Annotated in this window: 12 protein-coding genes; 5 read left to right on the plus strand and 7 right to left on the minus strand. The window is 67.9% G+C overall.

The genetic code is table 11. The features are described from left to right. Positions 1-4 precede the first annotated feature (4 nt). From EYS21_RS07280 to EYS21_RS07290, 3 genes are all read right to left on the minus strand, one after another. Positions 5-1,303, minus strand: coding sequence for a deoxyguanosinetriphosphate triphosphohydrolase (locus EYS21_RS07280; protein ID WP_207307723.1), 1,299 nt, complete (start codon positions 1,301-1,303; stop codon positions 5-7). Continuing rightward, positions 1,287-2,465: a tRNA dihydrouridine synthase DusB gene (gene dusB, locus EYS21_RS07285; RefSeq protein ID WP_131132538.1), complete on the minus strand. Its 1,179-nt coding sequence runs from the start codon at positions 2,463-2,465 to the stop codon at positions 1,287-1,289. The genes EYS21_RS07280 and dusB overlap by 17 nt, the downstream gene beginning before the upstream one ends. An 89-nt stretch (positions 2,466-2,554) precedes the next feature. Then, positions 2,555-4,018 carry a YibE/F family protein gene (locus tag EYS21_RS07290; protein WP_242633328.1) on the minus strand — a complete coding sequence of 488 codons (1,464 nt, stop codon included), beginning with the start codon at positions 4,016-4,018 and terminating at the stop codon, positions 2,555-2,557. Positions 4,019-4,103: 85 nt separating this feature from the next. Between EYS21_RS07290 and EYS21_RS07295 the strand changes: the two genes are divergently transcribed. After that, positions 4,104-4,859 (plus strand): alpha/beta fold hydrolase, encoded by a 756-nt coding sequence (locus tag EYS21_RS07295; RefSeq protein WP_131132539.1) that lies wholly within the window; start codon positions 4,104-4,106, stop codon positions 4,857-4,859. Further along, positions 4,856-5,656, plus strand: coding sequence for a DUF1295 domain-containing protein (locus EYS21_RS07300; RefSeq protein WP_131132540.1), 801 nt, complete (start codon positions 4,856-4,858; stop codon positions 5,654-5,656). Before EYS21_RS07295 ends, EYS21_RS07300 begins: the two co-directional genes overlap by 4 nt. Positions 5,657-5,735: 79 nt before the next feature. Here EYS21_RS07300 and EYS21_RS07305 read toward each other — a convergent pair whose 3' ends face one another. The 3 genes from EYS21_RS07305 to EYS21_RS07315 form a co-directional block, all read right to left on the minus strand. After that, on the minus strand, positions 5,736-6,767 hold the full coding sequence (locus tag EYS21_RS07305; protein WP_131132541.1) for a GNAT family N-acetyltransferase: 1,032 nt from the start codon (positions 6,765-6,767) through the stop codon (positions 5,736-5,738). Positions 6,768-6,769: 2 nt separating this feature from the next. Continuing rightward, on the minus strand, positions 6,770-8,155 hold the full coding sequence (locus tag EYS21_RS07310) for a glycine--tRNA ligase (protein WP_131132542.1): 1,386 nt from the start codon (positions 8,153-8,155) through the stop codon (positions 6,770-6,772). Between the two features lie 149 nt (positions 8,156-8,304). Next, complete coding sequence (locus EYS21_RS07315; protein WP_131132543.1) at positions 8,305-9,306, minus strand: DMT family transporter; 1,002 nt, start codon at positions 9,304-9,306, stop codon at positions 8,305-8,307. Positions 9,307-9,339: 33 nt separating this feature from the next. Between EYS21_RS07315 and EYS21_RS07320 the strand changes: the two genes are divergently transcribed. Then, entirely contained in the window at positions 9,340-9,573 is a 234-nt protein-coding gene (locus EYS21_RS07320) for an RNA-binding S4 domain-containing protein (RefSeq protein ID WP_131132544.1), read from the plus strand. Between the two features lie 57 nt (positions 9,574-9,630). On the opposite strand, the gene EYS21_RS07325 is transcribed toward EYS21_RS07320, so the two are convergent. Further along, the gene (locus tag EYS21_RS07325) at positions 9,631-10,281 is read right to left on the minus strand and encodes a phospholipase (RefSeq protein ID WP_131132545.1); all 651 of its coding nucleotides are present in this window, start codon (positions 10,279-10,281) and stop codon (positions 9,631-9,633) included. A gap of 95 nt (positions 10,282-10,376) precedes the next feature. Here EYS21_RS07325 and EYS21_RS07330 point away from each other — a divergent pair, with 95 nt between their 5' ends. Together EYS21_RS07330 and EYS21_RS07335 are read left to right on the plus strand one after the other, a co-directional pair. Next, positions 10,377-11,228, plus strand: coding sequence for an SGNH/GDSL hydrolase family protein (locus EYS21_RS07330; RefSeq protein ID WP_131132865.1), 852 nt, complete (start codon positions 10,377-10,379; stop codon positions 11,226-11,228). A gap of 44 nt (positions 11,229-11,272) precedes the next feature. Then, positions 11,273-12,466, plus strand: coding sequence for a winged helix DNA-binding domain-containing protein (locus EYS21_RS07335; protein ID WP_131132546.1), 1,194 nt, complete (start codon positions 11,273-11,275; stop codon positions 12,464-12,466).

Below are 12,466 nucleotides of genomic sequence, written 5' to 3' on the forward strand. Positions count from 1 at the left end.
TCCGTCACCACAGCGACGGCAGGCTCCCCACGAGCCGTTCGTACATGGCCAGCGCCGAGCCGTCCGTCAGCGACGCCACCTGGTCGATGACCACCCGAAGCCGTGCGCCGTCGTCGGCCGCGTCCCGCCAGTCCGCCGCGAACATGGGTTCGAGGTGGCGGTCGCCGGTGGCGCTCAGCGCGGTGACCAGGGAGTGCAGCACCTCGCGCTGCCGCTCGTAGATCGGCTGGCGGTGTTCGGTGGTCATCACGAACGTGGTGGCCAGGCCCTTCATCACCGCGATCTCCATCACCGTTTCGTCCGGCACCATCAGCTCGGCGTTGTACCGGGTGAGGTTCTCGGGGCCGTAGAGGGCACGGGTGGTCTCCAGGGCGCTTTGGCAGAACCGGCCGATCAGCTGGCTGGTCATGTTCTTCAGCGCAGCCATGGATTTGCGGCTGCCGTCGGCCTCGCGCACCCAGACGTCCGTGGCTTCCAGCCGGGCCAGGGCAGCATCAATGGCGGCGGGATCGTTGTGCGGGAGGTACCACTGTTTGGCGTAGCCCACCACGCGGGCCCGGTGGTCCGGGTTGTCCATCCAGCGGAGCTGGAAGTGCCCGGCCACGATCGCGTCCTCGACGTCGTGCACGGAGTAGGAAATGTCGTCGGCGAGGTCCATGACCTGGGCTTCCAGGCAGGACCGGCGCACCGGCGCGCCCTCCCGGAGCCAGTTGAAGATGGGGAGGTCGTCCTCGTAGGCGCCGAACTTGCTGGTGCGCTGGCCGTGGATCACCGGTGCCTCCAGGGCGGACCAGGGATACTTCGCGGCCGCGTCCAGGCTGGCCCGGGTGAGGTTCAGGCCGGCCGGGCGGCCGTCCGGGGCCAGGACCTTGGGCTCCAGCCGGGTGAGCAGGCGGAGGGTCTGGGCATTGCCTTCGAAGCCGCCGATGGCGTGTGCCACCTCATTGAGGGCGGACTCGCCGTTGTGGCCAAAGGGCGGGTGGCCGAGGTCATGGCTGAGGCAGGCCGTGTCCACCACGTCCGGGTCGCAGCCGAGGGCACGGCCAAGTTCACGGCCAACCTGCGCGACTTCCAGGCTGTGGGTCAGGCGGGTCCTGACGAAGTCGTCCGTGTCAGGGGCCACCACCTGGGTCTTGGCGCCCAGCCGCCGCAGCGCCGACGAGTGCAGCACCCGGGCGCGGTCCCGCTCGAAGTCCGAGCGGTACGTGGTTTTGGGCGGCTCCTCCACCCACCGGGCGGAATCGTGGGCATCGTAGCCGGGCAGGACCGGTGCGGTGGTGCGGGTTTCAGCCACCGGAAACATCCAGCTCCGCGGCGGCGATGTCCCGGGACTGCGCATCGTTGAGGGCGCGGGAGTCAAGCCAGTCCTTGGGCAGCGCCGGCTTTTTCGGCGATCCTGCACGGCCGCGGGGGCCTTCAGCGTCCACGCCGGGGTACGGCGAGTCCTCGTCCAGCTCGGCCAGTGTTTCGCGCAGCACCTCCAGGCTGGTGACCAGGGCCAGCCGGGTGCGCAGCTCCCCGCCCACCACGTAGCCCTTGAAGTACCACGCCATGTGTTTGCGGATCTCGCGCAGCGCCTTGCCCTCGTCGCCGAAGGTTTCCACCATCAGTTCCGCGTGGCGGTAGACCCCTTCCGCCACCTGCCGCAGGCTCGGCTTGTGCCTGGTGTCGCTGCCTTCGAACGCGGCCTGCAGGTCCCCGAAAAGCCAGGGCCGCCCCTGGCAGCCGCGGCCCACCACCACGCCGTCGACGCCGGTTTCCCGGACCATTCGCACGGCGTCCTCTGCGGACCAGATATCGCCATTGCCCAGGACGGGAATGTCCGGCAGGGCTTCGCGCAGCCGGGCGATCGCCGTCCAGTCAGCCTGGCCCGAATAGAACTGCGCGGCCGTGCGGCCGTGGAGTGCGACGGCGGCGACGCCGGCATCGCGCGCGATCCGGCCGGCGTCGAGGTAGGTCAGGTGGTCCTCGTCGATGCCCTTGCGCATCTTGATGGTCAGCGGGACGTTGCCCTTGGACGCCTCCTTGACGGCGGTCTGGACGATCGAGGTGAAGAGGTCGATTTTCCAGGGCAGGGCGGAGCCGCCGCCGCGCCGGGTCACCTTGGGAACGGGGCAGCCGAAGTTCAGGTCGATGTGGTCCGCCCGGTCTTCCTCCACCAGCATCCGCACTGCGGCGCCCACGGTCACCGGGTCGACGCCGTAGAGCTGTACGGAGCGGACCTTCTCGTCGTCGTCGTGGGAGATGATGCGCAGGGATTCGGGAGTGCGTTCCACGAGGGCGCGGGAGGTGACCATCTCCGCCACGTACATGCCGCCGCCGTATTCACGGCAGAGCCTGCGGAAGGCGGAGTTGGTGATGCCCGCCATGGGAGCCAGGATCACGGGGGTGTCTACCGTGATGGGGCCCAGCTTCAGGGGCGGGAGTTCCAGCTTGGGGGCGGGAGGCGTTGCTGTAACAGTCACCTGTCCATTGTCGCAAAGCCGGGCAAATCGTGGCGGCACCCTTGGCAGGGATGCTTCCCTGGGGCGCTCGACGGCGGGACCGCGGCCAGTCAGCCGCGGTCCGCCCGGCGTCCCCGCCGTGTTTCTGCCTGCGTTTCTGGCTGCGTTTCTGCCTGCGTTTCTGCCTGCGTTTCTGCAGCCACCGCCGCAGCGGCGGCGAGCGCGCCGGTGTCGTCCACGTCGTCCGGGCTGACAGTGCGGTGCTCGTGGGTTTCGCCGTGGTCCCCTGCCGCGGGACCCGACGGGAGCCCGGCGGTCCGGATACCGGTTGCCTTGACCACCAGTACCGCGATGAGGGTGGTCACCGGGATGGCGAGGACCAGCCCGATGGAACCCACCAGCGTCCGGATGACTTCCTCGGAGAGTTCCGCGCTGGTGAGGGTATCCCCCAGCGGACGGTCATAGAGCATCACGATGATCAGGATGGGCAGGGCCGCCCCCGCGTAGGCGAAGGCGATGGTGTAGACGGTGGAGGCGATGTGGTCGCGTCCGATCCTCATGGCCGAGGTGAAAAGCTTGCGGGCACTGGTGGCAGGGGCAAGTTCGTACAGTTCCCAGACTGCAGATGACTGCGTGATGGTGACGTCATTAAGGACACCCAGGCCCGAGATGATCAGGCCGCACAGGATCACCCCGGAGATGGAAATGTTGGCCGAGGTGTTCACCAGCGTGGCGGCGTCGTGGTTGCCCACGCCGGCGAGGTTTGCCGCGTCGGTGGCCCACGCTGCCAGGAGCGCCGTGATGGCGAGGCCGAACATGGTGCCCAGCAACGCCGTCGACGTCCTCGCTGAGAAGCCGTGGGCGAAGTACAGGACCCCGATCATGATCACCGTGGAACCCACCAAAGCCAGCAGCAGCGGCGGCTTGCCCTCCACCAGTCCCGGCAGCATAAAGCTGACCAGCACAAAGTACGCTCCCACCAGTCCGATCAGGGCCCGGAGTCCCCGCCAGCGGGCGACCGCGATCACCACCACCGCGTAAAGCAGGGCCAGCAGCACAATGGGCAGCGTCCGGACAAAGTCCACAAAAATGTAGGCCGGGGAACCCTGCCCCGCCGACGCACCCTGGGCGTTGGAGAGGTTAAGGTACCTGATCTGGTCCCCCGGCTTCACACCGTGGGACTTCGCGATGTCCGGGTTGATCACCACTTTGACGGGGCTCCCGCCTTTGTCCGGCTCGGTGAAGGCGAACGTGCAGTCCGAGCCCTCACCGCCGGAAGCCTGCTGGCCGGAATTCGCGTCTGGCGCCGCGGTGCCCTGCATGCAGCTTTCCACCACCACGCCCTGGATCTTGCCGGTGTCGAAGGTCACCCCGGGCGCTGCCGAGTAAGGGTTGGCCAGGGAGATGCCTTCCTTGCTCCCGGACGGCCACAGCATGGCCATCGCCGCAAGGGTCAGCAGGGTGAGCGGCACCAGCACGGCGGCGAGGATGTAGTTCGCTTTCCTGCGGGCGGCAATCGCCTGGGCCGTCGGCTCCGAATGGCCTTGTGAAACGTGGGAGTGACCGGACCCCATCAGCAGTTGAACCTCATACCTTGAACTCTACGTCCGGCGCCATAGGGTTGATAAATGGACCACCAGGAACTGGGAGGAACCCCGCGTGACCAAGCGCAAGACTGATGAACACGGCAAACCTCACTCCACCGGGGCCGTTGACCGGCCCTTGCGCAAAGCGGTCCTGACTGTCCTGGAGCCGTCCGGACCCACGCTGGGTGTGGCCCTTGTGCTGCACGGGGGCAAGTCGCACAGCTTCGAGCCTGTGGAGGCCCACCACCTGAGCCCTGCCCGGATGGTGCCGTTTGCTAAACACCTGCACCGCGCCGGGCGGGACCAAGGCCTGGCGGTGTGGTCCTTGCGCAACAGTGTGCGGGGCTGGAACGGCCACGACATGACGCCGCTGCAGGACGCCCGGTGGGCCCTGGAGCAAATCAGGCAGCGGCACCCGGGAGTCCCGGTCTTCCTGCTGGGACATTCCATGGGAGGGCTGACCGCGGTGTGCGCGGCCGACGATCCACAGGTGGCAGCCGTTGTGGCCCTCGCGCCCTGGCTCAGCCCCGAAACACCCTCGTCCCGGGTCGCCGGGAAGAAAGTACTGATTGTCCACGGGACCACCGACCGCTGGACCAGCGCCTCCGAGTCGCTCAAGTTTGCCCGCCGCGCCACCGGCGCCGCCTCCATGCAATACGTGACACTGAAGGGTGCCGGCCATTTTATGTTCCGCAGGGTCCGCCTGTGGCATGCCCTGGCTACGGGATTCATCATGAAGGCCTTCGGTGAAGCAACCGGGGCTGGTCCCGCCTCCTCGCGTGCCCTGGATGAACTGTTGCCCGCGACATCCGTCCAGGTCACCCTGTGAGTCCGTTTCCGTGGCCGGAATTTGTGGCTTCACTGCCCTGGACGGCGTTGGCCGTTGTCCTGGTCCTGGCCGTGACGTTCGCCGTGGCCGTCCGGCAGGACCGGCACTCCGTTATGGACGTTGCCTGGGGGCCGGGTTTTGTGGCTGTCGCCGCCGTGTCCTGGTTCCTGTCAGCGGGCTCCGGCGATGACCTGCGGCGGCTGCTCCTGCTGGTGCTGGCAGCCATGTGGGGACTCCGCCTCGGCGCGCATATCGGCTGGCGCGCCCGCGACGGGCACGAGGACCCCCGCTATAAGGAGATGCTGGGCCCGGCGCAGGGTTCACGCAACGTCTACGCCCTCCGCCGGGTATACCTGCCGCAGGGCGTGGTCATGTTCTTTGTCTCCCTCACGGTCCAGGTGGGCATGTTCTCCACCGGACCGGTCGGATGGCTGGCCGTCCTCGGCGTCCTGCTGTGGCTGACCGGGTTCATTTTTGAGACCGTGGGCGACTGGCAGCTGGCCCGGTTCAAGAAGGATCCGTCGCGCCGCGGCACCGTGCTCAACACGGGCCTCTGGCGCTACACACGGCATCCGAACTACTTCGGCGATGCCGCCGTCTGGACCGGGCTGTTCCTGATCACCGCGGAGTCCTGGCCGGGTGTCCTGACGCTGCTGTCACCGGCACTGATGGTGTGGACGCTGGCCGGGAAGACGGGCAAGCCGCTGACGGAGAAGGCCATGTCCGGCCGGCCCGGCTACCGCGAGTACGTGGAATCCACGAGCGGGTTCATCCCCTGGCCGCCCAAGCGACGGTGATTTCCCAACTAGGTAGCGCTATCTGTCGTTTTGAGGGTTCAAAACGACAGATAGCGCTACCTAGTTGGGGTCGGAACGGTCAGTCCGAGACGATCAGCGTTTCCGCGCCCGCCTGCCGCGCCTTGCCGCTGTCCAGCAGGGGCTCGACGGCGGCACGCAGCGCTGTCATGGAGTCGTCCAGTTCCAGCATGACCGGGTGCTGGTACGCGAGGAGTGAGAGCAGGTCGCGGACCGCTTCGGCGGCATCGGCGGTGTCCAGCGCAGGATCGTGGCCAACAAAAACATCCGTGGCAGCCGAACCCGGTGCGGAGCCTTCCGGGGCCAGCGGATCCTGGAAGGCCTCGGCGTAGCTCACTGCGAAGGCGCGGATCCTGCCCTTCTTGCTGGGCGCAACGCCCGAGCCGAAGGCGGACTCCGGCTCGGCCCGCAGCACAATCGCACCGTGGGCGCCGGTGAGGTCGTCAAGGAAGAGCTTCTGCACCTGCCCCATGGACAGCACGCCCGGTGAGTCCCAGCCGTGGATGGAGGTGTAGTACCGCCCCACCACGTCGGTCAGCTCAACGGACCCGGTGGCGAGGTCCATGACCACATCGGACCCGGCGTTCTCGTCATTGGCCGGGCGGCCGCCGTTGTCCTTGGCCGGGAAGACCGGCAGCTTCAGGGCACCGGGCTCCACCACCACCAGCCGGGAACGCTGGATGGCCGACAGGCCGAACTCCTCGGCGAACGCAGCCCCGGGGCTGCCGGGCTGGACCTTCGCGCGGAGCTTGGAGACGCCCGACGGCGCCTGGTCGGCCTCGCGGCGGAGCATGGTCAGGAGCGTGGCACCGATGCCGGCGCGCCGGTGGTCCCGTGCCACTTCGATGTAGGCCCACAGCCGCTCGGGGTGCAGCGACGCCTCGTACACCACGCCCGCTGCCACCGGAATGCCGACGCCGTCAACGACGTCCTCGGCCACGATGGTGCGGCGCCACGGGGTTCCGTCAGCACCGGCTGAGGAGACGGTCAGGGCGCCGCGGAACTGGCCGGCCTGGAACGTCTCCGGGTCGCCCCAGATCTCCAGCAGCGCCAGGTCGTCGCCTTCGCGCCATTCGCGGTACTCGATGGCCATGCTCAGGCGCCGATCAGGCGGGCGGCCAGGTAGCCTTCCACCTTGTCCAGGGACACGCGTTCCTGGGTCATGGTGTCCCGCTCGCGGATGGTCACGGCGTGGTCCTCGAGGGTGTCGAAGTCCACGGTGATGCAGAACGGGGTGCCGATCTCGTCCTGGCGGCGGTAGCGGCGGCCGATCGCGCCGGCGTCGTCGAAGTCGATGTTCCAGTTCTTGCGCAGCTGCGCACCCAGGTCCTTGGCCTTCGGCGACAGGTCCTCGTTGCGGCTCAGCGGCAGCACCGCGGCCTTGACCGGGGCCAGGCGCGGGTCCAGCTTCAGGACGGTGCGGACGTCGACGCCGCCCTTGGCGTTGGGTGCCTCGTCTTCGGTGTAGGCGTCCACCAGGAACGCCATGAAGGAACGGGTCAGGCCGGCGGCCGGCTCGATCACGTACGGGGTGTAGCGCTCATTGGTGGCCTGGTTGAAGTAGCTCAGGTCCTGGCCGGACGCCTTGGAGTGCGTGGAAAGGTCAAAGTCGGTGCGGTTGGCGATGCCTTCGAGCTCGCCCCATTCCGAGCCCTGGAAGCCGAAGCGGTATTCGATGTCGGTGGTGCCCTTGGAGTAGTGGCTGAGTTTCTCCAGCGGGTGCTCGAAGAAGCGCAGGTTCTCCTCACGGATGCCCAGGGACGTGTACCAGGACATGCGCTCCTTCATCCAGTACTGGTGCCACTCTTCGTCCGTGCCGGGCTCGACGAAGAACTCCATTTCCATCTGCTCGAATTCACGGGTGCGGAAGATGAAGTTTCCGGGCGTGATCTCGTTGCGGAAGGACTTGCCGATCTGGCCGATGCCGAACGGCGGCTTCTTGCGGGACGTGGTGAGCACGTTGCTGAAGTTCACAAAGATGCCCTGGGCCGTTTCCGGGCGCAGGTAGTGCATGCCTTCCTCGCTGGCGACGGGGCCGAGGAAGGTCTTGAGCAGGCCGGAGAATTCCTGGGGCTCGGTCCATTCGCCGCGGGTGCCGCAGTTGGCGCAGGCGATGTCCTTCAGGCCGTTCTCGGCGGGGCGGCCCTTCTTTTCCTCGTATTCTTCCTCGAGGTGGTCCGCGCGGTAGCGCTTGTGGCAGGACAGGCACTCCACCAGGGGGTCGGAGAACACGTCGACGTGGCCGGAGGCTTCCCATACCTGGCGGGGCAGGATGACAGAGGAGTCCAGGCCCACCACGTCCTCGCGGCCGCGGACCATGGACTGCCACCACTGGCGCTTGATGTTTTCCTTCAGCTCGGCGCCGAGGGGCCCGTAGTCCCAGGCAGAACGCGAACCACCGTAGATCTCACCGGCCTGGAACACGAAGCCCCTCCGCTTGGAGAGGGAGATGACCTGATCGAGAACGGATTTTGCTGCCATGGTGGAACTCCAATTTCTACAGGGCCGCTGGGTGCGGTCCGCGGGTTATCTGGCCGCCGGGATCACCGTTGGCGAATCACCGTTGGTGGCCGGGCGGGGCGGGGCGAAGGAAAGATTGCAGAAAGCTGCGTGTCCTAGCCTACCGGCCACTACCTCCGAAAAGCGCCCCGGGGCCAGGGCAGTGTGGCCAGGATGATGGCGGCCAGGGTGAGGACGGTGCCCAGGACGGTGGCAGGCGCCACGATGGTTCCGGGAGCGGGCACCAGGAGGTCAAGGCCGAGGGAGCCCAGCAGCTGCCCGGCGATCATGCCAAGGCCTGTCACCAGGACTCCGAGGCTTCGGACCAGGAGTGCGCCCAGCCCGATGAACACACAGCCCATGGGCCCGCCAAGGTAGTACCACCATTCCCCCGGCAAAGGGCTGCCCGGCCCGGCAACGGCAACCTTGATGCCCCATGCAGTCCACAGCACCACCGTGCCGGCCACGAAGTTGACCAGCGTCGCCGCGATGGGCGTGCCGTAGTGGACGGTGGCTGTTCCGTTCATGGCCTGCTGGAAGCTCATCAGGAACCCCGCGAGGACGGGCAACAGGAGCGGCAGCAGCAGCGTCTCCGGCCCTCCGGCTGCCCCGCCGGAAGCTCCAGCGGAGGCCGCGGCAGGGGCCGCGAACCGCGGCGAGACCGCCCACGCCACGGCGGCGATAGTGAGGACGCAGCCGATGATCCGGATGCCGGTCACGGGCTTCTTGCCGGCGGGGCCGATGCCCAGCCGGTCCACCAGCAGGCCGCTCACCGTCTGGCCGGTCACGGTGGCCACGGTGAACAGCGCCACGCCCAGGAGGCCAACAGTGAAGGACTGTGCGAAGACAAACAGCGCCCCAATCCCGCCAGCCAGGACGTACACCGGCGGGAAGGCACGGTTTCGGACGGCCGGAACGATCTTCGCGAGACCGGCCCGTCCCTTCGGAAGGACCAGGGAAATCAGGATCATCAGGATCAGGCCTGTGCTGAAACTCACCACCGCCGCGGCGATCCCGTCATTGAGCCGGGCACCAAGTGCGCCGTTGATCCGGCCCTGGACAGGGATGGCAAGCCCTGCTCCGACTGCCAACGGGAGGCCTGCGAGCAACGGCAGCCGGGGGGTGTGGGTCATTGGATTCACCTTACGTCAGGCATCATTGCTTGTATGAGCAACCCGGACATCGAAGAGATCCCCATCCGCGACAGCATGATCCGCCTCGGCCAGCTCCTGAAGCTCGCCAGCCTGGTGGAGGACGGCGTGGAGGCCGCCGAGCTGATCAAGAACGGGCTCGTCAAGGTCAACGGGGATATTGATGACCGCCGCGGACGCCAGCTGCACAACGGCGACACCGTCACCGTCAACGGGCAGACCGTGAAAGTGGTCGCGCCGGAGGCCTGACCCCCGCGGCAGCGTCTGGCGGGCCGGGCGCAATAGCCGCGGCGCCGCCGTCGTGCCTTACTTGTTGAGCACCTCGTGCGTCAGGAACTCGGACACGTGCCCGACCTCCTGCTGGTTGATGCCGTGCCACATGCCCGTGTACAGCACCTTGGTGAGTTTGACGTGCTTGCGCACCCAGCCCATGGTGAATTCGACCTTGTCCGGGGTGATCACCGGGTCCTGCTGGTCGCGGCCCCAGAACATCGGCACCGTGCCGTCCAGGTCGGCGTCGCGGAACGAGGGGTCCCCGCCGGCGTCCACCGCAAAGCCGGAAAGCCCGACGACGGCGGCGAAGTCCGCGGGACGCTGCCGCAGCAGCGTGGTGGCCATGGCCATCCCCATGGAGAAGCCCAGCAGCGTCACCGAGGAGTGGCCGTCCTTGATGGTGTCGATCCAGTCCAGCACGTAGCCGGAGGCCTTTTTCACGGCGTCCAGGGAGTAGTCGATCGAGGCTGTCAGCGGGAACCACGTGAAGCCGGGCCCCATGGCCATCGGGGCACGGACTGAAGCCACCGCGAAGTCGGCCGGCAGCATGTCCGCCAGGCTCAGGAGGTCCTGTTCGTTGGCGCCGTACCCGTGCAGCAGCACCAGCAGCGGCTTCCCGGCGCGCTGGTCTTCGGGCTGGGACCACAAAACAACGGGGGCGGGAAATACTTCGGCGTCAGTCATGGTTTCCATTCTTACAGCTACCCGGCGGTAACAACCTACGTTGGCGTAGCTTGAGAACGAGAAGGCAGGATAGGACCGTGAGTGAAGCCAGAGCCATGCAGAACCCGCCGTCCGATGTCACGGAACATCCCTGGAGCCGCTATGTGGCCATGGGCGATTCCTTCACCGAGGGCATCGGCGACCCCGAACCGTCGAGGCCGGGCGGGTACCGGGGCTGGGCGGACAGGGTGGCGGAGGAACTGGGCCGCGGCCAGAGCGATTTCGCGTACGCCAACCTTGCGGTGCGCGGCAGGCTCCTGCAGCAGATCGTGGACCAGCAGCTTGCCCCGTGCCTTGCCCTGAAGCCAGACCTGGTGACGCTTTCGGCCGGCGGCAACGACCTCATCCGGCCCGGCGGCGACCCCGACGTCCTGGCGGAGCGGCTCGATTCCGTCGTGCAGATCCTGGGCATGGGCGGCGCCACCGTGGTGCTTTTCAACGGCCCGGATACCGGGTCCTCGGTCCTTGGCCGGATCCGCAGCAAGGTGGCCATCTACAACGAGAACCTGCGGACCGTTGCGGCCCGGCATGACGCCATCATCGCCGACATGTGGTCCCTGCGGCAGCTCAGCGACCCGCAGATGTGGGACGAGGACAGGCTGCACTTCTCGCCCCTGGGACACCACACGATCGCGGCCATGGTGCTTGACTCGCTCAACGTCAGCCACACGCTCGAACCCCTGCAGCCCAAGCCGCTGCCGCCGCGCACCTGGCGCGAAGCCCGGTCCGGGGACCTCGTGTGGGCGCGTGAATACTTTGTGCCGTGGGTGGTGCGGCGGCTTCGCCACCGTTCCTCCGGGGACGGGATCACCGCAAAGCGTCCGACGCCGGGACCCGTGTTCGGCCCGGGCGTCCCGTTGGGATCCGGCGAGGGTCCGCTCGGCTCCACTGACGCGGCCCGGCACTAGCCGCGGCCGGGCCGGAACCGCGAAGCGTGATGCAGGCGGCAGGCATGGAACCGGATGCTGTGGTGCGGCGTCGGCTTCAGTCCCAGATGCTCCGCGGTCCGGCAGCGCCATCCCCGGAGGCGGCCCTGCGGAACCTGCTGGCCGTGCAGGCGCAGGAGTTTCCCTACGCCCGCTGGAGCCTTGCCCAGCGCTCCGTGGCCGATGGATCATTCGGCGGGCCGGCCGGTTCCACCGGTGGAGGCCCTGCCGCCACGGCCGCGGACATCGAGGAGGCGGTGGCCGACGGCCGGATCCTGCGCACCCACATCCTGCGGCCCACGTGGCATTTTGTCCACCGCGACGATCTCCGCTGGCTCCTTGCCCTCTCCGCTCCGCGGCTCCACCAGGGCAATGCGGGCATGTACCGCCGCACCGGGATTGACGCCGCCGCTGCCGCCCGGAGCCGGGAGGTCCTGGCCGGGGCCGTCGCCGGCGGCAACCATCTGACCCGGGAGCAGCTTGCGGCGAGGCTGCAGGATGCCGGCTTCGCGGGAAATGGCCTGGAACTTGCCTACCTGATCATGCACGCCGAAATCAGCGGGGTCCTGGTCAGCGGAACGCCGGTGCGCAGCCGCGGCGGCGCGCTGAAGCAGACGTACGCCCTCTTTGACGAGCGGGTGCCTGCCGGACCGGCCGTGCCGCCGACCCGGCCGGAGGCGCTGGCGGAGCTGGCCCGGCGCTATTTCACGAGCCGCGGTCCGGCCACCGTCAAGGACTGTGCCGACTGGTCGGGACTGACGATGGCCGAGGTCCGGGAGGGCCTGCGCCTGGCCATCGAGGAACGACCGGAAGTTCTCGGCACTGCGGTGATTGACGGCGTCGTGTTTTATTACGGTGCCGGGCAGGGCGCCGGCAGCGCTGAGGGCGGACCGCGGATCGACCTGATCCAGTGCTACGACGAATACGTGATGGGCTATTCCGCCTCCCGGCACTACCTGGGCGGCACCGCTCCCGCCTTCCCGGTCGATGGCTCGCTGCTGCACGTGGTGCTCCGGGACGGGAGGATGGTTGGCTCCTGGCGGCACACGCTGCTCCCCGGCCGGTGCGAACTGGACATCCGCCTGTTCGATCCGTCCGGTCCGGTGCCCGGCTCCCCGTTGGCCAACGCCGTGGAAGACGCGGTGGACAGATATGCGGCCTTCCTGGGAACCCCGGCCATCCGCGTGCGTAGCGGGGCTAAGCTGGAAGGACACACATGA

It is taken from the genome of Arthrobacter sp. S39 (assembly GCF_004320525.1).
Classification (GTDB): domain Bacteria; phylum Actinomycetota; class Actinomycetes; order Actinomycetales; family Micrococcaceae; genus Arthrobacter.

What these genes read in the sequence shown, in the direction of transcription:
- EYS21_RS07315 (WP_131132543.1), bottom strand. Translation starts at nt 9,306, where the DNA reads ATGACCCACACCCCCCGGCTGCCGTTGCTCGCAGGCCTCCCGTTGGCA.
- EYS21_RS07330 (WP_131132865.1), top strand. Translation starts at nt 10,377, where the DNA reads ATGCAGAACCCGCCGTCCGATGTCACGGAACATCCCTGGAGCCGCTAT.
- EYS21_RS07335 (WP_131132546.1), top strand. Translation starts at nt 11,273, where the DNA reads ATGGAACCGGATGCTGTGGTGCGGCGTCGGCTTCAGTCCCAGATGCTC.
- EYS21_RS07305 (WP_131132541.1), bottom strand. Translation starts at nt 6,767, where the DNA reads ATGGCCATCGAGTACCGCGAATGGCGCGAAGGCGACGACCTGGCGCTG.
- EYS21_RS07325 (WP_131132545.1), bottom strand. Translation starts at nt 10,281, where the DNA reads ATGACTGACGCCGAAGTATTTCCCGCCCCCGTTGTTTTGTGGTCCCAG.
- EYS21_RS07310 (WP_131132542.1), bottom strand. Translation starts at nt 8,155, where the DNA reads ATGGCAGCAAAATCCGTTCTCGATCAGGTCATCTCCCTCTCCAAGCGG.
- EYS21_RS07290 (WP_242633328.1), bottom strand. Translation starts at nt 4,018, where the DNA reads ATGGGGTCCGGTCACTCCCACGTTTCACAAGGCCATTCGGAGCCGACG.
- EYS21_RS07320 (WP_131132544.1), top strand. Translation starts at nt 9,340, where the DNA reads ATGAGCAACCCGGACATCGAAGAGATCCCCATCCGCGACAGCATGATC.
- EYS21_RS07280 (WP_207307723.1), bottom strand. Translation starts at nt 1,303, where the DNA reads ATGTTTCCGGTGGCTGAAACCCGCACCACCGCACCGGTCCTGCCCGGC.